The sequence below is a fragment of the Paenibacillus sp. lzh-N1 genome, assembly GCF_002872435.1.
In the GTDB taxonomy this organism is placed as follows: Bacteria; Bacillota; Bacilli; order Paenibacillales; family Paenibacillaceae; genus Paenibacillus; species Paenibacillus polymyxa_C.
Window position 1 is genome coordinate 5419557 of sequence record NZ_CP025696.1, and the last position, 24595, is coordinate 5444151.

Annotated in this window: 26 protein-coding genes and 1 tRNA gene; 9 read left to right on the top strand and 18 right to left on the bottom strand. The window is 45.9% G+C overall.

Annotated elements, in window-relative coordinates; translation table 11 throughout:
* Positions 1-19: 19 nt before the first annotated feature.
* Positions 20-412: a hypothetical protein gene (locus tag C0638_RS23950; RefSeq protein WP_058711294.1), complete on the bottom strand. Its 393-nt coding sequence runs from the start codon at positions 410-412 to the stop codon at positions 20-22.
* Between the two features lie 22 nt (positions 413-434).
* Positions 435-1022, bottom strand: a complete 588-nt coding sequence (locus tag C0638_RS23955; protein ID WP_058711295.1) for a TetR/AcrR family transcriptional regulator — start codon at positions 1020-1022, stop codon at positions 435-437.
* 195 nt (positions 1023-1217) lie between these two features.
* On the opposite strand from C0638_RS23955, the gene C0638_RS23960 reads away from it, so the two are divergent.
* Positions 1218-2453, top strand: a complete 1236-nt coding sequence (locus tag C0638_RS23960; protein ID WP_058711310.1) for an MFS transporter — start codon at positions 1218-1220, stop codon at positions 2451-2453.
* An 86-nt stretch (positions 2454-2539) separates the two neighbouring features.
* On the opposite strand, the gene C0638_RS23965 is transcribed toward C0638_RS23960, so the two are convergent.
* From C0638_RS23965 to fabF, 4 genes are all read right to left on the bottom strand, one after another.
* Positions 2540-3280: a zinc ribbon domain-containing protein gene (locus tag C0638_RS23965; RefSeq protein ID WP_058711296.1), complete on the bottom strand. Its 741-nt coding sequence runs from the start codon at positions 3278-3280 to the stop codon at positions 2540-2542.
* Between the two features lie 116 nt (positions 3281-3396).
* Positions 3397-4341 carry a helix-turn-helix transcriptional regulator gene (locus C0638_RS23970; protein WP_058711311.1) on the bottom strand — a complete coding sequence of 315 codons (945 nt, stop codon included), beginning with the start codon at positions 4339-4341 and terminating at the stop codon, positions 3397-3399.
* A gap of 20 nt (positions 4342-4361) precedes the next feature.
* The gene (locus C0638_RS23975; protein WP_058711297.1) at positions 4362-4868 is read right to left on the bottom strand and encodes a GNAT family N-acetyltransferase; all 507 of its coding nucleotides are present in this window, start codon (positions 4866-4868) and stop codon (positions 4362-4364) included.
* A gap of 138 nt (positions 4869-5006) precedes the next feature.
* Positions 5007-6245, bottom strand: coding sequence for a beta-ketoacyl-ACP synthase II (fabF, locus tag C0638_RS23980; protein ID WP_013370534.1), 1239 nt, complete (start codon positions 6243-6245; stop codon positions 5007-5009).
* Positions 6246-6408: 163 nt separating this feature from the next.
* Here fabF and C0638_RS23985 point away from each other — a divergent pair, with 163 nt between their 5' ends.
* The 4 genes from C0638_RS23985 (at position 6409) to C0638_RS24000 (ending at position 11550) form a co-directional block, all read left to right on the top strand.
* Positions 6409-7248 (top strand): helix-turn-helix transcriptional regulator, encoded by an 840-nt coding sequence (locus tag C0638_RS23985; RefSeq protein WP_058711298.1) that lies wholly within the window; start codon positions 6409-6411, stop codon positions 7246-7248.
* A gap of 135 nt (positions 7249-7383) precedes the next feature.
* The gene (locus C0638_RS23990; protein ID WP_058711299.1) at positions 7384-9276 is read left to right on the top strand and encodes a DEAD/DEAH box helicase; all 1893 of its coding nucleotides are present in this window, start codon (positions 7384-7386) and stop codon (positions 9274-9276) included.
* 2 nt (positions 9277-9278) lie between these two features.
* Positions 9279-10229 (top strand): YqhG family protein, encoded by a 951-nt coding sequence (locus tag C0638_RS23995; protein WP_058711300.1) that lies wholly within the window; start codon positions 9279-9281, stop codon positions 10227-10229.
* A gap of 259 nt (positions 10230-10488) precedes the next feature.
* Positions 10489-11550, top strand: coding sequence for a hypothetical protein (locus C0638_RS24000; RefSeq protein WP_013370530.1), 1062 nt, complete (start codon positions 10489-10491; stop codon positions 11548-11550).
* Positions 11551-11653: 103 nt separating this feature from the next.
* Here C0638_RS24000 and C0638_RS24005 read toward each other — a convergent pair whose 3' ends face one another.
* Positions 11654-11845 (bottom strand): YqzE family protein, encoded by a 192-nt coding sequence (locus tag C0638_RS24005; RefSeq protein WP_040101644.1) that lies wholly within the window; start codon positions 11843-11845, stop codon positions 11654-11656.
* Positions 11846-12133: 288 nt separating this feature from the next.
* On the opposite strand from C0638_RS24005, the gene C0638_RS24010 reads away from it, so the two are divergent.
* Positions 12134-12877 carry an N-acetylmuramoyl-L-alanine amidase gene (locus tag C0638_RS24010; RefSeq protein ID WP_058711301.1) on the top strand — a complete coding sequence of 248 codons (744 nt, stop codon included), beginning with the start codon at positions 12134-12136 and terminating at the stop codon, positions 12875-12877.
* 28 nt (positions 12878-12905) lie between these two features.
* On the opposite strand, the gene C0638_RS24015 is transcribed toward C0638_RS24010, so the two are convergent.
* From C0638_RS24015 to C0638_RS24025, 3 genes are all read right to left on the bottom strand, one after another.
* The gene (locus C0638_RS24015; protein WP_058711302.1) at positions 12906-13787 is read right to left on the bottom strand and encodes a divergent polysaccharide deacetylase family protein; all 882 of its coding nucleotides are present in this window, start codon (positions 13785-13787) and stop codon (positions 12906-12908) included.
* A 128-nt stretch (positions 13788-13915) separates the two neighbouring features.
* On the bottom strand, positions 13916-14428 hold the full coding sequence (gene msrA, locus C0638_RS24020) for a peptide-methionine (S)-S-oxide reductase MsrA (RefSeq protein WP_058711303.1): 513 nt from the start codon (positions 14426-14428) through the stop codon (positions 13916-13918).
* Between the two features lie 213 nt (positions 14429-14641).
* Positions 14642-14726: transfer RNA gene (locus tag C0638_RS24025), tRNA-Leu, on the bottom strand.
* A 223-nt stretch (positions 14727-14949) separates the two neighbouring features.
* Here C0638_RS24025 and C0638_RS24030 point away from each other — a divergent pair.
* Entirely contained in the window at positions 14950-15486 is a 537-nt protein-coding gene (locus C0638_RS24030) for a YhjD family protein (RefSeq protein WP_058711304.1), read from the top strand.
* A 141-nt stretch (positions 15487-15627) separates the two neighbouring features.
* On the opposite strand, the gene C0638_RS24035 is transcribed toward C0638_RS24030, so the two are convergent.
* From C0638_RS24035 to C0638_RS24055, 5 genes are all read right to left on the bottom strand, one after another.
* Positions 15628-15957 (bottom strand): carboxymuconolactone decarboxylase family protein, encoded by a 330-nt coding sequence (locus C0638_RS24035; protein WP_013370522.1) that lies wholly within the window; start codon positions 15955-15957, stop codon positions 15628-15630.
* A 116-nt stretch (positions 15958-16073) separates the two neighbouring features.
* Positions 16074-16295, bottom strand: a complete 222-nt coding sequence (locus tag C0638_RS24040; RefSeq protein WP_014599639.1) for a hypothetical protein — start codon at positions 16293-16295, stop codon at positions 16074-16076.
* A gap of 140 nt (positions 16296-16435) precedes the next feature.
* Entirely contained in the window at positions 16436-16780 is a 345-nt protein-coding gene (locus C0638_RS24045) for a hypothetical protein (RefSeq protein WP_013370520.1), read from the bottom strand.
* A gap of 101 nt (positions 16781-16881) precedes the next feature.
* The gene (locus C0638_RS24050; protein WP_040101648.1) at positions 16882-17454 is read right to left on the bottom strand and encodes a xanthine phosphoribosyltransferase; all 573 of its coding nucleotides are present in this window, start codon (positions 17452-17454) and stop codon (positions 16882-16884) included.
* 85 nt (positions 17455-17539) lie between these two features.
* Positions 17540-18145, bottom strand: coding sequence for a DedA family protein (locus tag C0638_RS24055; RefSeq protein WP_025676945.1), 606 nt, complete (start codon positions 18143-18145; stop codon positions 17540-17542).
* 141 nt (positions 18146-18286) lie between these two features.
* Here C0638_RS24055 and C0638_RS24060 point away from each other — a divergent pair, with 141 nt between their 5' ends.
* On the top strand, positions 18287-19393 hold the full coding sequence (locus C0638_RS24060) for a YkvI family membrane protein (RefSeq protein ID WP_013370517.1): 1107 nt from the start codon (positions 18287-18289) through the stop codon (positions 19391-19393).
* On the opposite strand, the gene C0638_RS24065 is transcribed toward C0638_RS24060, so the two are convergent.
* Positions 19390-20514, bottom strand: coding sequence for a glycosyltransferase family 4 protein (locus C0638_RS24065; protein WP_058711305.1), 1125 nt, complete (start codon positions 20512-20514; stop codon positions 19390-19392). The two genes, C0638_RS24060 and C0638_RS24065, sit on opposite strands and share 4 nt — an antisense overlap.
* Before the next feature lie 205 nt (positions 20515-20719).
* Between C0638_RS24065 and C0638_RS24070 the strand changes: the two genes are divergently transcribed.
* Positions 20720-21901 (top strand): GGDEF domain-containing protein, encoded by a 1182-nt coding sequence (locus tag C0638_RS24070; RefSeq protein WP_058711306.1) that lies wholly within the window; start codon positions 20720-20722, stop codon positions 21899-21901.
* A gap of 124 nt (positions 21902-22025) precedes the next feature.
* Here C0638_RS24070 and C0638_RS24075 read toward each other — a convergent pair whose 3' ends face one another.
* The gene (locus C0638_RS24075) at positions 22026-22808 is read right to left on the bottom strand and encodes a pseudouridine synthase (RefSeq protein WP_025676949.1); all 783 of its coding nucleotides are present in this window, start codon (positions 22806-22808) and stop codon (positions 22026-22028) included.
* Positions 22805-24472 (bottom strand): RsmB/NOP family class I SAM-dependent RNA methyltransferase, encoded by a 1668-nt coding sequence (locus tag C0638_RS24080; RefSeq protein WP_058711307.1) that lies wholly within the window; start codon positions 24470-24472, stop codon positions 22805-22807. The genes C0638_RS24075 and C0638_RS24080 overlap by 4 nt, the downstream gene beginning before the upstream one ends.
* Positions 24473-24595 lie beyond the last annotated feature (123 nt).

The following is a 24595-nucleotide window of genomic DNA, read 5'->3' on the forward strand; positions in this document are numbered from 1 at the left end:
CTTCTAAAAACCAGCTTTGTTATATAATCATCTTATAGTCTCTACAAGCGATTTCTAAAACATCGTCATAGGTTTTCAACAGAAAGTGTTTTAGATTCTTCCCCCGTGCACTAGCTATTGTAGCTAATAATGGCGTATCTGTAAGCTCATCAAAACTGCTACCTTGCGTATACTTCTGCTCAGGCATGTCTAAAGCCACATCCAGTTTAATCATATTAAAATAGTAGATTCCTGTAAATATAAGCTCATAGGGTACAAAATCGTCTACTGCTTCTGACGCCAACCCCCCATTAATTTCTCCCTTCAAAACCAGCTCTTTCTTCGCATAATTCATATGAACCTGATCCAAATAGACCGCATCCCGTCCATGCAATTCGCCAAGCGGCGTTTGAATAGCTTTTATGTGTGGCATCCAGGTGTTCTCCAGTCCTAAGTTATTTTCCATCCAGCAACATAAGTGCGGTCGCAACCGCATGATCCACAAAAGAACGCTCTGGGCGTGACTTCATCATCACGGTTATCCCGATTAGCAAAGAGACCAACGTGTGTGCCAAAGCTCGTGCATCTATAGTCACCTCAAGCTCCTCAGATTGAATACCACGTTCGAGGGTCTCCTGAAAGACAGCAGAGAGATACATCTGATGTTCTCTGGTTAAAATTTCAAACCTCTCATCATGAGGGGCTAGTTCTACCATTGTATTGATGCAAAAGCATCCCTTATTGGACCCCTCCTCGTACTCTTCTGCCACCACTCCTCCAAAAAAATTGTAAAATGCTTCTTTTACAGCTGAACTATTTTGCAGTTTAGCCCTTACACAAGCTGCATGAGATTGCGTATATTTACGCAGCGCAGCTTCGAATAATTGCTTTTTATCCCCAAAGGCAGCATATATGCTGGGGCGTTGTATTCCCATACGCGAGGTTAAATCGCTTAAAGATGTGGCCTCAAAACCCTTTTCCCAAAAAACTTGCATCGCTGCATCCAACGCTTGATCTTCATCAAATTCTCGTGGTCGAACCATACTTTCCCCCTTCTTTTCGTATCGTTCAGTATATTAAGATTGTATGATCTCCAGAAGCGGCTGTCAAATATATACGGGTTAAACTCTTGACAAATCTTATGGATGAGAGTTACATTGACCTAAAATCATTACATACCAATCAGTATATTATACTGATCAGTATGCAAATCACAGAAAGCGACGTGGTATGTGAAAATGAAGACGTCAGAAGAAAACGCTCTCCCCCTCTCCCATCAAACGATAGCAAACACTGCCGAAATAGCCCCCGTTCCGGTTCTGTCCCGGTCTGTGGCACTCTTGTTTGCTATAGCCTGCGGGCTGGCTGTCGCTAACATTTACTATGCACAGCCATTACTGGATGCGCTGGCGCACGAGTTTGGCATTACACACTCATCAGTCGGTATCGTTATTACCGTCACGCAAATTTGTTATGCGTTAGGACTGCTGCTGCTCGTCCCGCTTGGCGATCTCTTGAACAGACGGCGATTGATTACAGGACAAATGCTGCTATCTGTGCTGGCATTAATCCTGGTTAGCTTTGCCCCTACCCGTACAATACTGCTTATGGGAATGGCAATGGTTGGACTGCTGGCTGTCGTGACTCAAACACTCGTGGCATTCGCCTCGACCTTGGCTAATCCGACTGAACGCGGGCAGGTCGTAGGGCTGGTAACCAGCGGAGTCGTTATCGGCATTTTACTCGCACGAACCGTTGCTGGTGTATTAACTGATCTGGCAGGCTGGCGTTCAGTTTACCTTATTTCTGCTGTACTTACGCTGTTTATGGCTGTGGCTCTATTGCGAGTGCTCCCCAAGAACGAACCCACAAGCGCCACACTTTCCTATGCGCAGCTACTTCGCTCGGTTATCACACTGTTCGTCCAAGAACGAATTCTGCGTATTCGTGCTGTCCTTGCGCTGCTCATTTTCACAGCGTTCAGCATACTGTGGACTTCGCTTGTATTACCTCTCAGTGCCCCCCCATTTTCTCTTTCACACACTGCAATTGGGGCCTTCGGCTTGGCTGGAGTCGCCGGAGCATTAGCAGCAGCACAAGCAGGACGGCTTGCCGATCAAGGCTTGGGACAACGAACGACAGGTATCGCACTAGTTGTATTGCTGCTGTCCTGGCTACCTATAGGCTACACCGAGCATTCTCTATTCGCTTTAACTCTTGGTGTCATTCTTTTGGACTTGGCCGTACAGGCTGTACATGTCACAAACCAGAGCTTGATTTTTAACGTTCGCCCTGAAGCACGGAGCCGACTTACCGCAGGCTACATGATATTTTATTCCATCGGTAGCGCCACTGGAGCCATTACCTCCACTCACATGTATACCTATGCTGGGTGGAATGGAGTTTGTCTATTGGGGGCTGGTGTCAGTGCTCTAGCTCTCATTTTTTGGGCGGTGACTCGACGTTCAACTTGATAGTAAACCCATATGGTTTGGATCAACGAAAAACCGCCTGGGCCTCAATAACGGCCTAGGCGGTTCTCTTCTATCACTGTAGATCATCACTTAATTGCAATATAAATCAAAACGGGTTCATCTGGATTGCCATATACTTCAAAATCACCTGTGTAGGTCCGCTCCCCTTGTCCCGTGGCAGCCCATGCCCAAATTGTCTGCCATACACGGAAGACAGAAGAAGGTTCATGGGTTGCCTGAAAAATAGCATAGCGTGCAGCCGGAATTACAAGTTCTTCAAGCTCGTCAGGAGTTTGGAAGTCCTCAGCCGCTTCCTTTCCAATAAAAAATGTATACTCGCCCAGAGCTCCATTTTCATAGTCAGTATAGCAACCATAGACGGAAGCAAGTCCTTCATGACCCCTGATCCGACCTGCCACATTCTCACCTACAAAACGTTCCCACATGCTTGGAATGATCCCGTGGGGCGTTTGTTCCTTCTGATTATTGGTACGTGCTTTTAGACCAATTAAATGGATTTCACCTCGGTACTCCTCCCGAATGGGTCCATCAAATTGAAGCTCTGTATTCTCTGAAGACCGCCACCTCTTCAAATTCGGTAGGTAATTACGCAGCATCAAAGTCGCTTCTTCTGCCTGCATTCCCTCTTCTACCAGAAACGGCACACACTGCTGAATCATTTCCTCCATCGTCAATTCAGGCTGTACAAACGCACCTTCTTTGTAACAATACTTGCAATACTCATCTGTTTTATGATGTTGTGCATCTGTTCCATATTGATCCTCATGCTCCAGCGGCATCCCGCAGCTTTGACAAGCTTTATCCATTCTCGTAAATCCCCTTTCGCTAACTCATATCTGGTATGCCACCAGTATAACGAAACAAACCTGACAACTATGAGTCAGGTTCGTTTTACTTTAATCTAAGATTTACTCTATAATTCCTAGCCTTCTTCATAATTAGACGCAATACGCAACGCCATCTTATGAATCTTGTCTCGCAAATGAGCCGGTTCTTTGACAACCACATCCGGCCCGAGGCTTAAAATGAACCCGTACACCCACGCATCCTCGGGAAACGGGACCGAAACTGTGTAAATTCCTTCCTCCTGCTCGTTCAATGCTTCCACACCAAACCAGTCCTCCCCCAGATGTCTTGAGTTGCGGTTAAATTGTAGCGTAAACGGTTGTACATCTCTGGATGCCGTCATCCGTCCCTCATTCCACGGCAGCACTTCATCAGAAAGATCCCTGCGGGTGAAAGCCGTCTCTGTAACTACAGGCTCACTCATACGAGAAAGCTTGAACAACCGAAACTGCCCCCTGTCGGGACAATACGCATACACAAACCATTGTTGCCCTTTCAGCACAAGCGTATGTGGTTCCACATTCCGCTTCGTTCGGGTTCCTTCCGCATTTCGATAGATAAAAGCAACCGTACGCGCTTGACTCATTGCCTCTTTTACCTTTATTAATTTAGCTTCCTGGACAGACTGATTTCCCCATCCCGAATGATCGACGATAAACTGTGTGGTACGGACACTAAATTGCTCTTTTTCAGACTCTGGCATAATGCTTTCAAATTTATGAAGTAACCGGGATACGTTGGGACCGCCCAACGACGAGGACAAACTCTGTAGGCCCATCACAATGTCCTTGATATCATGATCCGTCAGCATACTGCGATCCAGACGATATCCTTCCATCAGGCCAATCCCCCCACCTGCTCCCTGAAAAGTTACTACTGGGATACCAGCCAGACTAATCGCTTCAATATCTCTATAAATCGTCCGAATTGAAACCTCATACAAATCAGCGAGTTCCTTTGCTTGTATTCTATTTCTTTTCAGCAGCAAAATGACGATAGAAAGCAATCGATCGATTTTCATTTTTTCAAAACCTTTCACCCTTAATAAAAATAAGCCAGGAGTTCCTCATCATATCCCTGACCGTGATATTCCAAAGCGTTCTTTTCAATACCATAAGTTTTGAATCCCAATTTTCTATAAAGCTCAACAGCTGCTTGATTGGCAGCCACCACACTCAAATTGATTTGTTTCAATCCTTCCACTTTTCTACCTCGACTGATAACTTCCAATAAAAGTTTCTTAGCGATCCCCTGGCCTCGGTAAATCGGTGGTACATACACTCCCCAAATCGTTCCTTTATGCCGTGTCTTAATTTTGTGTTCTCTTCTAAACCCGGTCATGCCAGCCAGCTGATGATCCTTTGTAAATGCACCAAGTATGTAATGATCTCTCTTATTTTGTATTTGCTTCACTATATCAAATAACGAAACTTGTACAGCTTCCTCATAGGAGGTTCCAAAAGCTTCGGGATTCATTTTTAGGGCTTCCAGTCTTAAACTCCAATACGCTTCAGCGTCTGCTGGCTCTATGTTCCTGATGATAATCATGGCTTCATCCCTCCAAATGTTTTCCTCCATCTTACTCTATCTATTATTTAAATTAAATCTATGATGCCTAAATTAAAATAGCCTCAGATGCTAGATCCAGCCGGATATAGCATCTGAGGCTTCAATACTCATTACATATTATGACTCATAGCGTTTCAGCACAATGACCGCATTATGACCACCGAAGCCGAAAGAATTAGATAACCCAATATTTAGCGAAGCCTTGCGCGCTTCGTGAGGCACATAATCCAGATCACAAACAGGGTCTGGATTGTCCAGATGCATCGTTGGCGGAATGATACCTTCTCGAAGGCTTTGAACAAGCGCAATCGCTTCGACACCGCCTGCGGCTCCTAGCATATGACCTAGCATGGACTTATTCGCGGTTACCGGAATCTGATAGGCATAGTCACCAAACAGCTTGTGAATCGCCAAGGTTTCAGCGATATCCCCTACAGCCGTACTCGTTGCGTGAGCACTGATCACGTCCACTTCTTCAGGGGAGATTCGAGCCGAATGAAGGGCCGCTTTCATTGCTAGATAAGCTCCGGTTCCTTCAGGATGCGGTGCAACCATATGATAGGCATCCGAACTCGCTCCATAACCGATGACCTCACCATAGATTTCTGCACCACGCCGGGTAGCGTGCTCCAGCGACTCCAGCACCAAGATGCCTGCTCCTTCGCTCATGACAAAACCGTCCCGATTCTTGTCAAACGGCCGACTTGCTGTGGAAGGCTCCTCGTTACGTGTCGACAAGGCAGTTGCATTAGCGAAACTTGCCAAAGCCAATCGAGACACCGCCGCTTCAGCTCCACCGGCAAAAATGACATCCGCATCTCCTGTACGAATGGTTCGAAATGCCTCTCCAATTGCAGTGTTCCCAATTGAACAAGCCGTTACAGGTGAAAGCGTAGGACCCATTGCTCCAAACGCGATACTAATTTGGGCAGCAGCCATATTCGAGATCATCATAGGTACCAGCGTCGGGCTAACTCTGCCTGGACCACGATGTAGCAGCACGTCCACATTGTCTACCAACGTATCCAAACCGCCGACTCCTGATCCCACATATACACCTACACGCTCCAGATCAGTGCGATCTAGTTCCAGGCCAGAATCCTTGAGCGCTTGCTCTGCCGCATATAATGCAAACTGAGTAAATCGATCCATTCGTCTGGCATCCTTACGCCCCCACTGTTTTTCTGCATCAAAATCCTGTACCAGTCCAGCAATTTGTGCTTTTAAATCGGACACATCAAATGAATTAATTTTACGTATACCTGAATGGCCCTCCAGCAAATTGTTCCATAGCGTGTCTACTTCATTGCCCAATGGCGAAACGACACCCATACCTGTTATCACTACTCTTTGCATAAGCTATTCATTCCTCCTGCTCGATGGCTTACTTATAATCCTCATTTTACCCCCGTCTTATCCTATTACAAGTGTTTGTTTATCCTGGTATAATGAACACTACTATAGTAAGCGCCTGATTTAATTACCTCAGATACACTCATTGAATGGAGAGAAAATACCTATGAAAACGGAAGCACGTCTGGAAGCACTATCTGTTTTTCTGAAAACAAAAAGGGCCCGCCTACACCCGCATATGGTTGGTCTTCCCCCAGGGTCACGTCGCAGAACACCAGGTTTGCGCAGAGAAGAAGTCGCTCAACTAGCAGGTGTCAGTACAACCTGGTATACCTGGCTGGAGCAGGGTCGGGATATTAAAGTATCCGCCTCCGTGTTGGATGCTATTGCTGCTGCCTTGCAGTTGAACACAGATGAGCGTAAATATTTGTACGATTTAGCGCTGGAAGCCGGGTCTCATAACCTTCCTGCTCCTGCAGAGCAGGCGATCATATCTCCATCTCTGCAAAAGATCGTACAAGAGTTGCACTACTGTCCTGCTATTATTTCAGATCGGCGCTGCCATATTGTCGGCTGGAACGAAGCTGCTGCTCATGTTTTTATGGATTTTGCCGAGCTACCACATAAGCAACGCAATATGATCGAACTGCTATTTACCAAAAAGGAGTTTAAAAGTCTGGCCGTGAATTGGGAGCACTTTGTAAAGGGGTTTCTTGCCATTTTTCGCGCTTATTACGGGCAATACGTGACAGACCCCTGGTATGCTCAATTTATACAAAATATGAGCGAGGCCTACCCAGAGTTTAACGAGCTTTGGAATCAGAGTGAGGTAAGCTCCGCTCCCGAAGTGCTCATTGAATTTCGTCATGCCAAGGCTGGCAAAATGTTATTTGACCTGACTTCCCTTCAGGTACAAGGCAGTGTCGATCTCCGTTGCAGCATTTACACCCCTAATGGGCAAACTTCTACGGAAAGTAAACTCCAAAAGTTAATGGAAGGCAACTAAAGGATTTCATCCCTCCTGTTATGAAGATATCTTTTTCCGTCCATACTACATCTACGATCTGTGCAAAATAGATGCCATATATGTGACAGAGCCGATAGCTTCAACTGTGCTACTACCAGGAGGGAGGGAATCATCATGAAAGCCAAACCGACAAGTTCCCAGCACACACAAAACCAAGCACCATTGCCTGTTCCGGTACAATTTGACCGCAGCTGGCAGGACGAGCTGGACCAACGCCTGCACAAGGGAGGCCCCTGGGGAGATTGGGATCTGTATCAGCTGGCCATCGAGGCGGAAAAGGCCAAGCTGGTGCCGAGCTTTGATGAGCTTCAATGTCTTCAGCATTTGCAAGACCTCACTCCTCTGCCCCATCAACTCGATACCGCTCGGAAGGTACTGTTTGAGATGTCTGGACGTGCCATTCTTGCCGATGAAGTCGGCCTAGGCAAAACAATTGAAGCTGGAATGATCCTTAAGGAATATCTGGTTCGCGGGCTGGCTTCCAAAGTGCTTATTCTTGTACCCGCTTCTTTGGTCCTGCAATGGGTGCGTGAGCTGAATAGCAAATTCGGCATTCCCGCAGTCGCCCAGAAAAAAGCGTATTCTTGGTCTTCCGAGGTCGTCGTAGCCTCTATGGATACGGCCAAAAGAGAGCCACATAGTAACATCCTGCTAGATACCGATTATGACCTGCTCATTATTGACGAGGCTCATAAGCTGAAGAATAAAAAAACATCCAACTACCAGTTCATTATGAAGTTGCGTAAAAAATATTGTTTGCTCCTGACAGCTACACCTGTACAGAACGATCTATCTGAGCTGTTTAATCTGATCACGTTACTCAAGCCCGGTCAATTAGGAAGACAAGGCGATTTTTCAGCAAACTTTGTTGTAGATAAGCGTCTGCCCAAAAATGAAGATCAGCTCAAGGATGAGCTGTCTAAAGTCATGATCCGCAATCGTCGTGGAGAAGGGCCAGTTCAATTCACTAAACGAAATGTTTCCAACATTCACTTGGAGCTCTCGCCAGAAGAGCAAGCGCTGTACGATGGGGTGACCTCTTTTGTCAAAGAGCAATATCAAGCGAATGGCGGAAATTTAAGCAGCATGCTGTCTCTCGTTACCCTTCAACGGGAAGTGTGCAGTAGCCGGGACGCTGTGTTCGTCACGCTGGTCAATTTGTCCAAAAAGATGGCTCCAGACTCTCCTCTACGTGATCGTGTCTGGGACTTGGTCGCACACATTAAAGCGATCAAGGCCAATTCCAAAGCTGAAAAAGCGCTTGAGCTTATCCGGAAGATGAACGAAAAAGTGATTATTTTTACAGAATATCGGGCCACACAGGAGTATTTGCTAAACTATTTCCGTGATCGCGGACTGTCTGCTGTTCCTTACCGAGGGGGTATGAACCGAGGCCGCAAGGATTGGATGATGGATCTGTTCCGTGGTCGCATTCAGGTTATGATTGCCACTGAAGCAGGTGGTGAAGGTATTAACCTGCAATTTTGTCACCACATGATTAACTTCGATTTACCGTGGAACCCCATGCGCGTGGAACAGCGGATTGGACGGGTGCATCGACTTGGACAGAAGCATGATGTGAATATCTTCAACCTGTCCACTACCGGAACGATTGAGGAGCATATCCTGCACCTGCTGCATGAAAAGATTAATATGTTCGAAATGGTCATTGGCGGATTGGACGTTATTCTGGAAAAGTTCGAGAAAAAAGAATCCATTGAAAAAAGTTTATATAAAATCATGCTTGAGTCCAGCAGTGATGATGAAATTCGCAGAAAAATGCAGAAGTTAGGCCACTCGCTGGATTCCATCAAACAAGAAATAGAACAAATCCGCACAGACCCGTCAGTCACTCCAAATGTAGCAACCGATAAGTCAACTGGAACAAAGCAGCCTAAGGGACGGCTAGCAGGAGTAAGCTCAAGTGTCACCGAGGATTTGTTAGGCTTAGCAGGTGATGCAGCTTCTCCAACCAAAGCTCGGCGCAGTGTGAAAGGAGGTCGCTAGCCTTGACTATGAATGCACAGCAAGTCCAGCGTTTTGTCCACACCTATCTGGAAGCTACCGGGTGCAGCATCATTGAGAGGTCTCCCCACCATGTAACTGTCAAGCTGTCTCCGGAGGCAGATAAAGCCTTGACAAATCGTCCCTACTATTGGGGATACGTAGACCGTACTGGCGTTCCAGCGCAGACGATGTCCTTCACATTCATCTTTGATGGGGAAGCCTATCGGACAGAGCAGGAACGTTTAGCGGATCAGACGCCACCAGCTCCTGTAGCTGGCAACGCAGCACAAGATCAGGTCATGGGGCGTTACTTCGGTCATGTACCGACGTTACCGCAATTAGGGCCTGGTCGCATTATGCAGGAGGAGCTTCGATACGGAAGCCGTCGGCTGCATCAAATTTTTGAAGCCGCTCGGGATGGAGGAAAATATGTTTATTTGTTCGAGCAGCCTGATGCCCGTCAATTGTCTGCCCGTTCTCCTGTAGTCTATGAAGCTTGGCTCAGCGTCTGCTACAAGATTGAGTTTGCCTGCGATCTGAAGCGTGAGGAACTTCAGTGGCTAGGGATTTCACTCAAAAGCGGCATTATTGTAACCAATTTTGGCGCTATGCTCGAAACTCGGCAGCTCAGCCCACTACTGGCAGGCAATATGCATGTACAGCCAGCACTGCTATCTGTCCCTGAGGCTTCCACCTCGCTTGAAAACTATCTCACCGAACAGCTCCGACAGCAAGATTATGATTGGGCTGAGCAGGCGAAGGAACGATTACGCGAGGAACTAGAGGTCATAGACCACTACTACGATGACCTAATCAAGGAACAGAAAGAGGAAGAGGATAAAAAAGAATCCGTATTAGAGCAGCATCAAGCCCGTCGTAAAGAAATGGTATGGCAATATGAGCCAAAGGTACTCGTATCCGCCATTAACTGCGGAATATTTCATCTGCGGTAACTGATATCTCACGCTCCTTCGCAGGTTGGTTGCAGACATGTCGTCAAGTTGTAACATCTTGCTTCAGCCTACATCAGTTTCCGCTGCTGCAAACACAAGCGTAGTCTAGCCTGTCTCCTATGTATCGACAGCAAAAAGCGAACCTGGATACGACATTTGCGCCGACAGGGTGCAGCAGTCTTTTCATCGGACAGGCTGTATGCTAGTTAAAAAAAGAATGCCTCCGTCGGCAAGTCATCCGACAGAAAGGTGGATTCCATTGAAGAAAAATCATTCCGGGCATTATAGCGTAGGTATGATCGCAGCTGTACTGATCGGCCTGTCCGCAGTCTGTCCGTTCGCTTCCATTCATGCGGCTCCCTCAGCCGTTCAAGAAAGCAATTTAAGCTCAGCACCCAACTACAACGAAAGCTCGTGGGTTCCTCCAATGGAATCCATGAGTCCTGCTACTCCTTCTGCCTCCCCGGGTGACGTTTCATCAAAGCTTCCTGCTCAGCAACAAGGGGTGCCTGAAGACGTGAAACGGACAGCAGCCGACACCGTACAATCCCTATCGTCGCAACCCCCTTTTGCTTCGTGGAAAGACGCCGAGCTCAGCTACCATCCGCTTGGACCTGGAACCCATAGCTGGCTTGTTCAAGTGAACCATGCAGGAGAATACATTGGCTACCTGATTATCGGATCTGACCCAGACGGCGCTTATCAACTCAATGAATACGGGAATGGTCCAGGCGGACCATATAGTATGGATATACTTCGCCAATCCCTCAAGTTGCTCACAGAAACCGAATTTTCTTCTATCGACAAGCTGCAAATTACACCTATGTATGAGGAACCACTTTTAGCCTATTGGCTGGTGCGTTCCTCTACGGGTAGCCAAATATGTATTGATGCTGTTACTGGCGATCCGCTACCTGTAGAAGTAGCAGATGGGGGCTGGAAACATAAGCTTCAGAACAACGCGATCTCTTCACCTACACCCTTTTCGAAAACGCAGGCACAAACAGTTACTATCTCGTCCGATCCTTTCAATCCCTATGATGATCTGGGTTGGCTTCAAGCTAAGCAAAAACTTTCCATTTATGACACAGGTCAATTTATGGACGCGCTAAGTAATTCACCACGTATGATTTTTTCTGCCACAAGTATCAATTTTGCCTTTGGGGGACCCTTATCCATTAGCGGGTTTCAAGCTTGGATATCTCCAGATCATCCGTCCGAACCCATTTTATATGCATTAACCTACCACGATGGACTTTCCCGATTTGTGCCACTAAAACAGCTGTTGCCTCATGGTCAATTTTACCGTTTGGAATCCTAGTAATTTCAGGAACAACAAAAATCATTCGAAATTATCCCCTATAACAACATAAAAAGAGACCTCAAATGGCATACCCCTGCCTCTTGTGGTCTCTTTGGCGTGTTTAACGTTGCTCTTTTCGCCCTCTGCGTGTGGATTTTATCCACATTTTCAGAGCGAGAGGCAACATGCCAAACCATTTGCTCACCCATGGCTCCTTGGCTTGTTTTTGGCTACGTCGAACCTCACGCGGCGTTTCCATATAACGTACAATCCGCTGTGTAATATACGTCACCAGTTCGTCACTCTTCGCCATCCTCCATGACCTCCTCCATCTGCACCTATCATTTCCAATCACTGTGCCTTGGAAATATCAAATTACACGTTAGGTTCAGATACCACTAGCTTGCACAGTTTTCAGCTACTCTAATCCCTGCGGAATAACTATGCATGGTTTCCCTTAAATGGAACATACTATCTTCAATATAACAGTTCCCCCAAGGTTTATTTTTATATTTGAAGGCAGCTACGCTGCTTAAGGTTTGATGTCTGTTATGCATAGTTTCCAGGTAAACAATCAATTCGTCCATTGGAGGAATAGAACGTGTTGAATAAAAAGTTAAACAAGATATGGCTGATCGGGCTGGGGTTCCTTTGTAGCGCTGTATTTGCCCCATTTGCTTATGCAACTACTCAGCCTGGCGAGAAAAGCACCGACACAAACAAGCATACAGAGACCCCGTTTAATCGCTCCTATCACGCTTTTGCCAAGCCCGTGGTCCTGATAGATGTAGGTCATGGCGGTGTGGATGGTGGAACAAATCACAAAGGACTTCTGGAAAAAGATATCAATCTCGCCATTGCTCAAAAACTGTACTTGATCTTACGTTCCCAGAGTTACCCTGCTGTCTTGAATCGGGACAAGGACTACGCACTGAGTGATGATAACCGTTGGTTGCAGTCCAAATCCCGGCATCTTAAAGACCTCGCCCAACGTAAAAGCTTAACAGAACAACTGCCCACTGCTGTGGTTGTAAGCCTGCATGTCAATTGGGCCAAACGTGCCGAAAAACGTGGACCCATTGTACTGTATCAAGATGAAGGCAGCAGCTATATGTTAGCTGAGCAGATCCAGCGTTCATTAAACCGCTTATTTTGCATGAATAGACAAACCATGTACGGAAAACCCTTTTATCTTCTGAATAAAATTCAACATCCCGCTGTAATAGTCGAAACGGGGTTTATCAGCAACGAACAAGACAGAGCCCTACTTTCTGGGGATCGCGGCCAAAAAAGGATTGCTGAAGCTATTGCCGAAGGCATTATTGCCCATCTGACGGCGTGGTAGTATTCGTGGCTGGATCTCCTGTCCACCCCTATACATCACGCACTAGATCGCTAATGCCTACAAACTGAGCATGTTCCTTTAATTTAGGAACCGATGAATGAAGCCCTGAGGAGGTATACATGCCGGACACGCCAACATGTCCAATCGTTACACAGGTGTTGTGCTCTGCCAACCATTCAACCACTTTGCTAAGTTGCCGATTCACATGAGCGAGTGTATGAACATCATCCAAAAAAACATCATTTCGCACCGGTGGCATTCCCTTTTTAGCGGCAAGTTCAGGCACCACTGACCAATAATTAGTTCGGCTATCAACAAAAAATAGTCCATGTTCCTTACAAACATCAAGAACGATGGACATAATGCGCTTGTCTGAGGTGACCTTGGAGCCCATATGGTTGTTCATTCCTATGGCATAAGGAACATCCTTGATTGCTGCGGTCACCTTGGCGCGTACTTCTTCATCCGTCATATTAGCCTTGATTGCTCCAGGTCCAAGCCATTCAGGCTTGCCCTGCTTGGGCTCCATTGGAAGATGGACGATAACATCATGACCACGATTATGCGCTTCCATAGCGTCCTGTTTGGTTGTTGGCAGGAAGGGCATTACAGCAACGGTGATTTTGACAGGTAAATTTAAAATCTCCTTGGTACCTTTCATGTTGTTTCCTAGATCATCAATAATGACAGCAACCCTCTTTTGCTGCTGGTTCTGTTGGTCTATTGCTTCGGCAACAGCAGTTTTACAGACTATAAATAACATACAGACTGAAATACAAAGCACTACGATGATTTGCATTCTAGATCTTGCATGGTGTACAAGCGCATAAGACGAATTCTTCCGGTTGCGTGATGCCTTTAAAGCCTTTTTTATTATATTTCTCATGTGCAGCTTCCGTCGTGTACTCATTTGCGGGTCAGCCTCCTTCTCTGTCCCTTCATTGTGTGAGTAAAACCGTTTAAATATGTATAAGGCAGATCTGAGATATAATCTCTGATCTGCCTTGAAGTGCGCATAATAACGTATATTAAAGCTGCTTACCAGTTTTTATCGATAAATTCATCACGACCGGATTGGGCTCGATCTTCCTTATAATGCTTCACATTCTTCTTGTGATAATCCTGATGATAATCCTCTGCCGGATAAAAAATTGCAGCTGGAAGAATCTCCGTTACAATTGGCTTATCAAAGCGTCCGCTTTGTACCAACTGTTCCTGGGATTGTTGTGCAAGCTCTCGTTGCTGCTCCGTATGATAAAAAATTGCAGGCTTATATTGTGTGCCTCGGTCCTGAAATTGACCTTCTCCGTCGGTAGGATCTGTTTGCGGCCAATACAATTCAAGTAGCTTTTCATAAGGAAACAGCTCAGGATCAAACGTAATCTGCACCACCTCATAGTGCCCGGTTGTTCCTGTTTTAACCTGTTCGTAGGTCGGATCGGAAATCGTCCCTCCAGTATAGCCTGAGACAATACTATGAATGCCTGGCTGCTCCTCGAACGGAGTCACCATACACCAGAAGCATCCGCCTGCAAAAGTTGCTTTCTCCATCTTTCATCCAACCTTTCAATAGCTTCATCATCAAATGCGTTATTTTCTATCATATCTTAAAAATTAAACTTATAAAAGAATTGCTTATGAACTTGAATAAAGTTCAAGCCCTCGTATTGGAATCATTGCTGGAAGTCTGTAATAATTCCGAAACATAAGAAAAGGTTTATAAAATTGCTACAATAGCAATTCTATAAACCTTTTCTAAATGGATGCGGTCGAGAGGACTCGAACCTCCACGGGGGGTTAGCCCACACGGACCTGAACCGTGCGCGTCTGCCAATTCCGCCACGACCGCATATATATTTGATCGTCTATCTCGAAAGAATCAATCTTTCTTAGCGACAAGATAGATCATACCATGCTCAAATAAAGTTGTCAAATCTTTTGTTTTTCTTTATTTCTTCTTGATAAAAAAGGAATAATACGATAATATAAGAACATAAGTTCTTAGGAACAAAAGTTCCTTTACTTCCATGACTATGAATTATCATCACATTTCCCTAAGGCGGTGAATGGTAATGATCTCTTCAGATACTACTCAGCATTCATGCTCTCTTGTGAAAAGTTATCTGCTCCTTACCTTTATTCAAAAAGTATTTGAGCGTGACAGCCTAATTCTTGAAGAAAGCGGCGTTCTGAAAACCCCTGATCTTTATGTTGAAATGGTTAACGCAGGAATAGATCGTACCGGAATCCTGCTATCTGAAATTAAACATGAATTTAAGAAGTATCACGTTCGTGTTCTAGACATACAACAAAACCACTCCGGCGTTCACGCCACCTATATATATAAAGGCGTTAAAGAGCAGTTCAGTATGCCTATGTCCGCATTCCGCAAAGAAATGTATGAACGAATGCGAGCTTATTTGGGGCTCCCTACCTCTATGCCTCATACGGCGTCTCTACCTTTACCAGAGAAATATCGCCCCGAATTACCCAATAATTCAACCCCCAAACCCCTACGCGTTGTTGGGCGAAGTTGGATTGCATCCTCTTCTGCCTATAAGCATAAATCCCCTCGCCCTGTTGCTTTTGCTGCAAGCAAAAGAGCATAATCCCCGCACTACATGCAAAAAGAAGCTTCCGCAGGCACTAACTGTGCTCGGAAGCTTCTTTCCATAAACATCACTATCATTTGTTCAGATCAATCTATTTCCCCTATTTCGAGTATGAGTTATCTGTATGGATGATTCGTTTTAATGTAGCGCCTTCTGTACACGTGTAACCCCTTGACTTAGAGCATGTCCTCCACCAACTGCAGCAGCTACAGCAACGGCTTCCATAATCTCCTGATCACTGGCTCCTTTGGAACGCGCCTCATTCACATGATAAAACGTGCACACCTCATTGTTGGCAAATAAGCCAATTCCTAGCGCAATCAGTTGCTTGGTTTTTTCATCTAAACTGCCGGCTTGAAAGCATTCTCCGGTAAAGCGATGATAGGCATGAACTACCTCGGGCAACTTATCTTCCAAATGGCTGATTTGATCCTTGTATGCATGTACTTTTTCGTCCATAACCGTCATTAACACAGCACGCCCTCTCTGTTGAGTTTTGCTTCATTACTGTGTCCGGTTTAGAGTTTCTGTATGCCTAATGAAGCACCCAGTTTTTTTATCCAATCCCCATTAGAACTCGTTTCTTAATCCAGTTCTATCGGATTGTGACGCGGCTCGCTGAACGGCTGGTATGTATAGCTGCGATCCAACTTGACCACACGTCGATTCTGGCGGCGAATAAGCACCTGTTCATCATCCCATGCCAGTACAATGCCAACCACATCGTTGGACTCCAATCCATCGCGTACGACGCGTACCTTTTCACCAGAAAGTCGATAAGCATCCAATTCTTCATCCATTATCATCCATGTCCCCTCCTTGTCCATTTTTTTCAACACAACGGCCATAATTTTATATACATGAAAAAAGTTTAAAAAGAGACCTAAACGAATCATTTAGGTCTCTTCCGTTTACTACTTATATGGATTGCCAACAGAGCAACAAATTATCCCGACTGATTTACACTGTGATCATGTTCTTTTGTATCGTTCTTCTCGTACCAGAAGTCCAGCACTTGTGCAGACAACACTCGCTGTTCTACATACTCCACTTGGTGAGCAGTAAATTCTTCTTTCCAAGAGAAAGACAATTCTTCGCATAGGTTAACCAATGTCAACAACTCAGACCAGGCCACATAGCGTTTATACCAAAAAAACTGAGGATGTTCAATCATATAGGGATACAAATCGTCGAATTCCGTATGCTTACAATCCAAGGCGCGTTCAAAATGCACTTTAGCCGCTGCCAGTTTTTCCAGAAAAAACTGTTCGGTCAATTGTTCATTCCCCATGTTGCTGCCTCCTCTCCCAAACCTTATATATATTATAAGCGAAATTGATGCTCATGCAAAGGTTATTATTAGAAATAAGGATCCGGAGTTTCGAATTGTTACTATTCAGCAAACTCTATCTTACCGTCAGCCAACGACGAAATTTTAACCAATGATTCTACACGGATGCCCTGCTCACGGATGGTTCTCGCTCCAGCCTGAAACATTTTTTCAACCGCAACTCCGAATCCAATCAACTCCGCTCCAGAGCGTTGAATAATTTTAACCATGCCTCGAGCCGCATCGCCATTAGCGATAATATCATCAATGAACAACACACGATCATGCTCATGAATAAATTGACGAGACAGCATAATATCTGTGACAATACCTTTTGTAAACGAAGGTACACGCTCACACAGCGCATCTGGATCAGCTAATAAAGTCTTTTTACGACGAGCAAATACCAACGGTACACCCAACTCCAACGCTGTCGCAAACCCGATGGCAATGCCTGAGGATTCCACGGTCACTACTCTGGTGATTTTGTCTTCCCGGAAACGGGCTGCGAACTCTCGTCCCATTTCCATTGTCAGCTCTGGATCAACCTGATGATTAAGCAATCCATCCAGCTTTAGCACCTGATCTGACGCAATCACGCCTTCATTTAAAATTCGTTTCTTTAATACTTCCATTCCATGACCTCCCACGGCATTCCTATGCGGTAAAAGTACCATACTTCACCCGCCGCTTTCAAGCTATAGCCTACTTTCCATGCGTTCATGTGATATTTTTTTTACGTTTGTTCCAGAACCATGCGATGATTCCTCCCAAAACGATTAAAAGAATAACGATCAAACCTACCCGGTGCGTCACCTTCTCCATCAGCTTAGCCACCTGTTCCCAGTGCATGCCCACCGCATGTCCGATCCCCAAAAATGTACCGCACCACAGCAAAGCTCCTGCCGATGCATAGCCGATATAGCGAAAAACACCTAGACGGGTTGTGCCTGCCAGATAGGATGATACATGTCTCAAGCCGGGGACAAAATACCCGAACAAAATTCCCCAGGTACCATAGCGCCCGAACCAATTTTCGGAAGAGGCAATCCTGGAGGGCGTAAGTCTCACCCATTTACCGTATCGGTGCAATAGTGGCTTGCCCAGCAGGCGACCCAATGTGTAGCTAAGCATCATGCCTGTCATACTACCGAAAAATGTGACTGCCAGCGCGGCAATAAAGTTGTAGTGTCCTTGAGACACGAGCCCGCCAAAGGCGATCATTAGCACTTCGTCGGGTATCGGCATACCAGCTACTCCAAGGGCAAGCAAGCCGAACATCGCCAAATATCCGTATTCCAGTATCCATGCAAGGATTTGACCCATAAATTACGCTCCCGTCAAGCTATTCATTAAATTCAGTATAATTATTTTCAGTCTCATCCAGTCATGTCCCATTTCAGTTGAACATAGTTTGTATTATATGCTCGCTGCAGCGTTATTCAAGCAAGCAAGGGGGGACTGGGAATGAAACGTAATATTCATGTTTTTCAGATTGCTTTTACATACATTGGTACAATCGTCGGTGCCGGGTTCGCTACCGGACAAGAAATATTACAATTTTTTACGCAATATGGACGTTGGGCTACAATCACCATTATGCTGTCCACACTTGTATTTGTATGGTTGGGTACGAAAATGATGCTGATTGCTCATGATATTTCAGCCCGCTCCTACGAGGATCTGAACAAGCACCTTTTTGGTGCCAATGCCGGAAAATGGATCAGCATATTCACACTTATTGTGCTGATTGGCGTGAACAGCGTTATGCTCGCAGGAGCTGGCTCTGTTTTTGTGGAGCACCTTCACCTGCACTACCAAACAGGACTGCTCATTACACTAATTGGAACTTACTTGCTGCTGAATAAAGGTATTAAAGCGATTTTGCATATGAACACCATTGTTGTCCCGCTGATGATCACCATATCTCTTTTGCTCGTTCACAGCACCCTTTCCATGCCCAATCCACAAAGCTTTATCACAAATACAACAGACCACAGTGCGCTACGAACATGGATCTCTCCACTCCTGTACACGTCCTTCAATCTGGCTATGGCTCAGGCCGTGCTTGTCCCTCTAGGCAGTCAAACTTTCTCCCGCAAAACCATCCGCTGGGGCGGTGTATTGGGCGGAATTGGTGTTGGCTTTATGCTGATGGCTGCACATTTTGTCATGTCAGCGCAAATGCCAGGCATTCAGCAATTTGAAATCCCTATGGGAAGCATCGCTTACCGTCTAGGCGCCCTTGTTGAAATCATATACATTCTACTCATTTTCATGGAGATCTTCAGTACCTTTGTAGCCGACATTTATGGAGTCAGTCTACAAATTCGTCAGCATGTCCAAATTTCGCCCAAGCTCATTACATTATTCATTATGCTCACCTGTTTTTTAATCAGTCAGTTCGGCTTCAGCTCACTGTTATCTGTTCTTTATCCTATTTTCGGAATGCTCAGTCTAATGTGGGTTAGTAAACTGATCTTAGCAGGACGCGGAAGACCTTTCCGCTCCTCACGTCCTCGTTCCAGCTTTCGACATTCTGATTCCAAACCAGGTGATACCCGTCATGGTTAGTGTGGAAATTTCAAATACATTTTCTTCAGCTCGTTAACAGCACGACTTAAAGAATAGCTTGATTTAGCCTTGTCGCAGGCAGATCTAGCCAGTTCATAACGATAGGCAGGGTCAGCGATGACCTTTTCTAATGCGTCTGCCAGTGCCTTCGGATTATCGGGTGGCACGAGCAGACCATTTACCCCATCCTCAATCTGCTCCGGTATTCCCCCTACTTCTGTACCTACCAATGCCAGACAGCTCAACGCCGCTTCTGCAAATACGGAGCCAAAGGCTTCCGCCCGCGAAGGCAATACGAATACATCAAAGAAAGGCATAAACTCTTCAGGATGAAGAGTATATCCATAAAAAATCGTCTCATGGTATATATCCAGCTGTCGCGCCATCTCTTCCAGCTCAGGTCGAATCGGACCATCTCCAATGATATGGAGTACAAATTCCTGATTTCTTTTTTTCAGCTCAGCGCAAGCCTGTAATAGAATATCAAGCCCTTTGGCGGGAACAAGTCGGCAAACGGTTATGAGCTGTGTCACTTCATTTTCGTGAGGAATGGGCTTAAACCGTTTCTCATCATATCCATTTGGAATAACCACAACATCTTGCGGATGCTGTACATAAGGTGTTAAGTAATGCTGAAAAGATTGCGATACTGCTATCAGGCGATCCGCCTTATGCTCCATTTCTCGGTACAATGACACTAAGAACTGGTGTTCAGGCCCGTTCTCCTCTATTTTCCCGTTTAGAATTAACTCCTTCTCATAGGAAGAGTGAATCGTCTGTACGAGCGGGATATCTGGAAATACGTTTTTCATAGCGAGCCCGGCAATCGGATGATGAGCATGAATAAGGTCAAAGGGCTTCTGAATACGAAGCCGAGTCCACCACAAATAATCACGGTACGTCTGAATATATTTTTGAACGATTGGATATTGCTCATATCTCGTCCAGTCGAAGGTATCAAAGATTACTTGGTCCCTACCCTTGTTACGAATCCGTTTAGGGATTGAAAATAGCTCCATTTCCCAACGGGGGGACGTAAATCGCTCTTGCAAATATGGAATCATGGATGAAACGCCTCCCGGTTGCTCGGGTGGGAAAAAGAGAGCCTGTAGCAATTTCATGAGTGCTTCCCCTTTCAAGCATTAAACTGCCCGGAACACAGGATATATGTATAGGTTTCCGGATTTTCTGAAAGATGATATATTGAGAATAAATGTTAGGCACAAAAGAAAATTATAACATTTTAACTGCAATAAATCCTGTCTATTGTATCGGAACGATATCGTCTGTTCAATAGATAGATTAATTTTACAAATGGAGTCGGTGATGTTGACGTTGTTGTCCTTATTGGGAACCTTGGGCTCCCCATCTCTGGCCGGGGCTATAAGTGCAGCCTGCGGTTTGTATATTATACTCATGATGGCGCTAATGTGCGTGATCATATATAGCAGACAACGAAAAAAAGCCTATATCCTTTTTTCGGTTGCCGCTATTTTTATTATGACATATGAAGCGATGAATCTCTATTCGGCAGGCGGCGGCCAAATGCAACTGCAGGGAATCGTACGGAAAAATGCGCTGGAGGCATTTGCCTTCTTGCTCATCAATGCCGCTGTATTTCAGCTGTACCGAAAACTAAAGCGTGTGGAAAAATGGGCCTTGCTGTTGCTGGCTGCGTTATTAATACTGCCGGTAATGGCTTGGACTTTAGGTTTGTTACCCACTTGGATCAGCTCAGTGAAATTGGTTGGATTCACTCTGTTTTATCGAGTGCTGGTGCTTATATTAAGCCTTCTGTTCATCACCCCACGGATCGGACAGCCAAAGAAATTTATAGCAGGCTTATTCACTTATTCGCTCTGGCTTGGTTTTCTCTGGCTGCAAAATGACATCCCTGAAGAAGCAAACGGGTCAAGCACAGTCCTGTGGATGTCATTTTTACCATTGTTGTACTACACTACGTTATTCATCATTCTGTTTGAACGGATTGTGGAGCTACTCCAAAGGATTTATCGTTCTTCCATCACCGATGGCCTCACAGGGCTGTATAACCGTAAATATTTTTCGGGAAGATTACGGAGATATATGGACCAGGGAATCCGCGTGTCGGTCATTTTTTGCGATATTGACAATTTCAAAAAGCTGAATGATACGCAAGGCCATGCTCGTGCGGATGAGGTTCTCAAGCAGGTCGCACAAATTATGGAGGAGGAACTGGATGAAATCGGGCTGACCGGACGATACGGTGGCGAGGAACTGGTCGCAATGGTTGTGGATCGGCGGGCCAAGGTGGCGCAGGTCGCAGAACGAATCCGCGAACGTGTCGCTGAGGAAAGCATCGTCACTATCAGTGTCGGACACAGTACAGCAAAGAAGGAAATAAACCCGGATGAACTCGTCAAACAGGCCGATCAAGCCATGTACATATCCAAAACGACAGGCAAAAACAAGGTTACAGCTTATAAGGCAGCGGAAGTGAAGCAAAGTCGGGCAGCACGCGCACAATAATTCGCAAATTCGATTCGTTATCAAAGACTGCCTATGAATACTGCTCCGTCTGGTTGTCTATATCATAAAATGACGCACAGGAATCTCATACGAGCCTGTGCGTCATTTGTATTTAATCTCTTCATTAAACTTCTGAAGTTGCGGATGCTATATCACGGCCGATCGAGGCCAGTTCTTCGCTAGTCAGCTCTCGATAGCTGCCCAGTGGAAGCTGATCATCCAGCTTCAATGGCCCCATGGCTGTTCTTTTCAAGTAGGTCACCTTTTTACCAACCGCCTCGAACATGCGCTTCACTTGGTGAAACTTACCCTCATGGATTACGAGCGAAATATAGGAAGTGACTTCTCCATCTGCCTGATGCGGCTGTTCATGCCGAAGAATCGTCAACTGCGCGGGTAGGGTGACATACCCATCGTCCAGTTCCACTCCTGCTGTAAATTGAAGAATATCCTCCTCCGTTACATGCCCCGACACCGTAGCTTCATACGTTTTGGGGACATGACGCCGTGGAGACAGTAGTTCGTGCGCCAGCTTGCCGTCGTTGGTCAACAGCAATAAACCTTCTGTATCTTTATCTAGCCTCCCTACTGGAAAAGGCTCAAAATGTCGTTCCTCCGCACTCAGCAAATCCAGCACCGTCCGTTCCCTCGTATCTTCGGTTGCGGATATGACACCTGGAGGCTTGTGCAGCATGATGTAAATAAACTCCCGAAATACAACCAGCTCTCCGTTCACTTCAATTTGGTCTTGGTATGGATGAACCTGTAAGCCGCTATCTTTGATGGTCCGTCCGTTTACCGTGATCATACCTTGCTTTACCTGTCTCTTGATATCACTACGGGAACCATATCCCATATGGGTTAAAATTTTGTCCAAACGCTGAGTTTGTCTTCCTTTTCCACTCATACCGATGTCCACCTCCAGCCTGTAGGATATTCATTTTTAAGCATGCCGTCCTGCCATTTGCCCCACCCGGCCGAATAACCATCAATACACACGAGAGTAAAGCCTTTGGGTTGGACTTCATTTCGAAGCTCTATTCTCTCAACAGGGATGGACAAGGTTTCACCTTTTAAATACCGGATGGCTTCAGCATCCGAGCTGGAGAGGTTGATGCTCCTAACCGCCTCAGAAGGGCGTAAAGCCACCGCCAGCGGATGTGAAGGTACAAAACGACCATTCTTATCGGTTCCCATAAACCAGCCCGGACGTACCACCTTAAGGCCGTCCAAACGATGTGATGCCAGCGGCGATTGATAAATGCGATCTCCGTAGACCACCGTGTAGCCTGCAAATGAAACCTCCAGCTGCTCCTGAACAAATTGGTGATAGGACTCCAGCACATCATGCGGGGAGCGTGCGGCAGATTTCACATTTTCTTTGCCCATACGTGACTTGCTGCCATCAAAGCCGCGCGTGTTCTTTCCTTTGGCTAACTTTCCGCCCATTCCTTTTCCGGTTCGTTTAGGCTCATCAGTCGTGCGCCTTCCTTGGCCACTTGGGAGTAGCGCTTCCTTGACGGGCAAATGTTGCTTCTTCTGCGGATATGCTGCTTCTATGTTTAATACTCTGTCATTCTTGTTCGAAAACGGAACCATATCCCCCGATACAGTGTGATCTGCTGTCGAGGCCACACGAGCACCACCCTGATGCTGCAATACAGCGATAAAATGGCCCTCCCCCTCTACAAGATGCGGCCAGAGGCGTGCTGTACCCCGCAGTTCGGGATGTGCCGATGCAATCTCTTCGTTCATCCATTCCGGGTGGCCTGGTGCAAAGCCTGCTTCCGAAGGAACAGGGACTACGTTAAAATCGGGATGAGCATCCAGAAATTCCGCAATCATTCCTTCATTCTCCTCCGGGGCAAAGGTGCAGGTCGAATAGACAATTCTTCCCCCATCGCTCAGCATTGAGGCCGCTACACGCAAAATGTCCCGTTGCATGACCACACATTTTTCCACCGAGTGTGTCTCCCATTGTTTGGCCATATCCTCATCCTTACGGAACATGCCTTCTCCCGAACAAGGTGCGTCAATTAAAATCTTGTTAAAAAAATGAGGAAAAGCATCTGCGATACGATCAGGGCTCTCATTCAATACCACGGCATTGCGCACACCGTACAATTCCACATTTTTAGCCAACGCCTTGGTTCGATCGGCGCTAATATCATTGGTCACCAGTATGCCGCTTCCTTGCAGTTTGGCTGCGATTTGGGTTGATTTCCCTCCCGGTGCAGCGCACAAGTCCAAAACAGCTTCACCCTGAGCTACATTGAGCAGTTCAACTGGAGACATGGCACTCGGTTCCTGAACATAGTACAACCCAGCATGATAGTAGGGGTGAAGTCCAGGCTTAGTACCGTGCGGAATGTAAAAACCTGTGGCGCACCACGGAATCGGCCGCAGTTCGAACGGAGAACGTTCCTTAAAGTCCTCTACTGGAATTTTTAATGTGTTGACACGAATCCCCGCATGGGGCGTGTGGTCATAGGCAGCCATAAAAGCCTCAAATTCATCGCCGAGCAGTTGCTCCATGCGCTTTACAAATGCTGTGGGGAGCTGTACACCCATAATCGTAATCATCCTGTCCTGTTAAAATAAATTTTATTGTACCATAATCAACCTGTTAGCCGGCAATATCTGTGTGATTTACAAACTTTCACTACAAGCTGTAATGTTGTATAATAATGAGGT

What these genes read in the sequence shown, in the direction of transcription:
- C0638_RS23950 (WP_058711294.1), bottom strand. Translation starts at nt 412, where the DNA reads ATGCCACACATAAAAGCTATTCAAACGCCGCTTGGCGAATTGCATGGA.
- C0638_RS23955 (WP_058711295.1), bottom strand. Translation starts at nt 1,022, where the DNA reads ATGGTTCGACCACGAGAATTTGATGAAGATCAAGCGTTGGATGCAGCG.
- C0638_RS23960 (WP_058711310.1), top strand. Translation starts at nt 1,218, where the DNA reads ATGAAGACGTCAGAAGAAAACGCTCTCCCCCTCTCCCATCAAACGATA.
- C0638_RS23965 (WP_058711296.1), bottom strand. Translation starts at nt 3,280, where the DNA reads ATGGATAAAGCTTGTCAAAGCTGCGGGATGCCGCTGGAGCATGAGGAT.
- C0638_RS23970 (WP_058711311.1), bottom strand. Translation starts at nt 4,341, where the DNA reads ATGAAAATCGATCGATTGCTTTCTATCGTCATTTTGCTGCTGAAAAGA.
- C0638_RS23975 (WP_058711297.1), bottom strand. Translation starts at nt 4,868, where the DNA reads ATGATTATCATCAGGAACATAGAGCCAGCAGACGCTGAAGCGTATTGG.
- fabF (WP_013370534.1), bottom strand. Translation starts at nt 6,245, where the DNA reads ATGCAAAGAGTAGTGATAACAGGTATGGGTGTCGTTTCGCCATTGGGC.
- C0638_RS23985 (WP_058711298.1), top strand. Translation starts at nt 6,409, where the DNA reads ATGAAAACGGAAGCACGTCTGGAAGCACTATCTGTTTTTCTGAAAACA.
- C0638_RS23990 (WP_058711299.1), top strand. Translation starts at nt 7,384, where the DNA reads ATGAAAGCCAAACCGACAAGTTCCCAGCACACACAAAACCAAGCACCA.
- C0638_RS24005 (WP_040101644.1), bottom strand. Translation starts at nt 11,845, where the DNA reads ATGGCGAAGAGTGACGAACTGGTGACGTATATTACACAGCGGATTGTA.
- C0638_RS24015 (WP_058711302.1), bottom strand. Translation starts at nt 13,787, where the DNA reads ATGAGTACACGACGGAAGCTGCACATGAGAAATATAATAAAAAAGGCT.
- msrA (WP_058711303.1), bottom strand. Translation starts at nt 14,428, where the DNA reads ATGGAGAAAGCAACTTTTGCAGGCGGATGCTTCTGGTGTATGGTGACT.
- C0638_RS24030 (WP_058711304.1), top strand. Translation starts at nt 14,950, where the DNA reads ATGATCTCTTCAGATACTACTCAGCATTCATGCTCTCTTGTGAAAAGT.
- C0638_RS24035 (WP_013370522.1), bottom strand. Translation starts at nt 15,957, where the DNA reads ATGACGGTTATGGACGAAAAAGTACATGCATACAAGGATCAAATCAGC.
- C0638_RS24040 (WP_014599639.1), bottom strand. Translation starts at nt 16,295, where the DNA reads ATGATAATGGATGAAGAATTGGATGCTTATCGACTTTCTGGTGAAAAG.
- C0638_RS24045 (WP_013370520.1), bottom strand. Translation starts at nt 16,780, where the DNA reads ATGGGGAATGAACAATTGACCGAACAGTTTTTTCTGGAAAAACTGGCA.
- C0638_RS24050 (WP_040101648.1), bottom strand. Translation starts at nt 17,454, where the DNA reads ATGGAAGTATTAAAGAAACGAATTTTAAATGAAGGCGTGATTGCGTCA.
- C0638_RS24055 (WP_025676945.1), bottom strand. Translation starts at nt 18,145, where the DNA reads ATGGGTCAAATCCTTGCATGGATACTGGAATACGGATATTTGGCGATG.
- C0638_RS24060 (WP_013370517.1), top strand. Translation starts at nt 18,287, where the DNA reads ATGAAACGTAATATTCATGTTTTTCAGATTGCTTTTACATACATTGGT.
- C0638_RS24065 (WP_058711305.1), bottom strand. Translation starts at nt 20,514, where the DNA reads ATGAAATTGCTACAGGCTCTCTTTTTCCCACCCGAGCAACCGGGAGGC.
- C0638_RS24070 (WP_058711306.1), top strand. Translation starts at nt 20,720, where the DNA reads ATGTTGACGTTGTTGTCCTTATTGGGAACCTTGGGCTCCCCATCTCTG.
- C0638_RS24075 (WP_025676949.1), bottom strand. Translation starts at nt 22,808, where the DNA reads ATGAGTGGAAAAGGAAGACAAACTCAGCGTTTGGACAAAATTTTAACC.
- C0638_RS24080 (WP_058711307.1), bottom strand. Translation starts at nt 24,472, where the DNA reads ATGGGTGTACAGCTCCCCACAGCATTTGTAAAGCGCATGGAGCAACTG.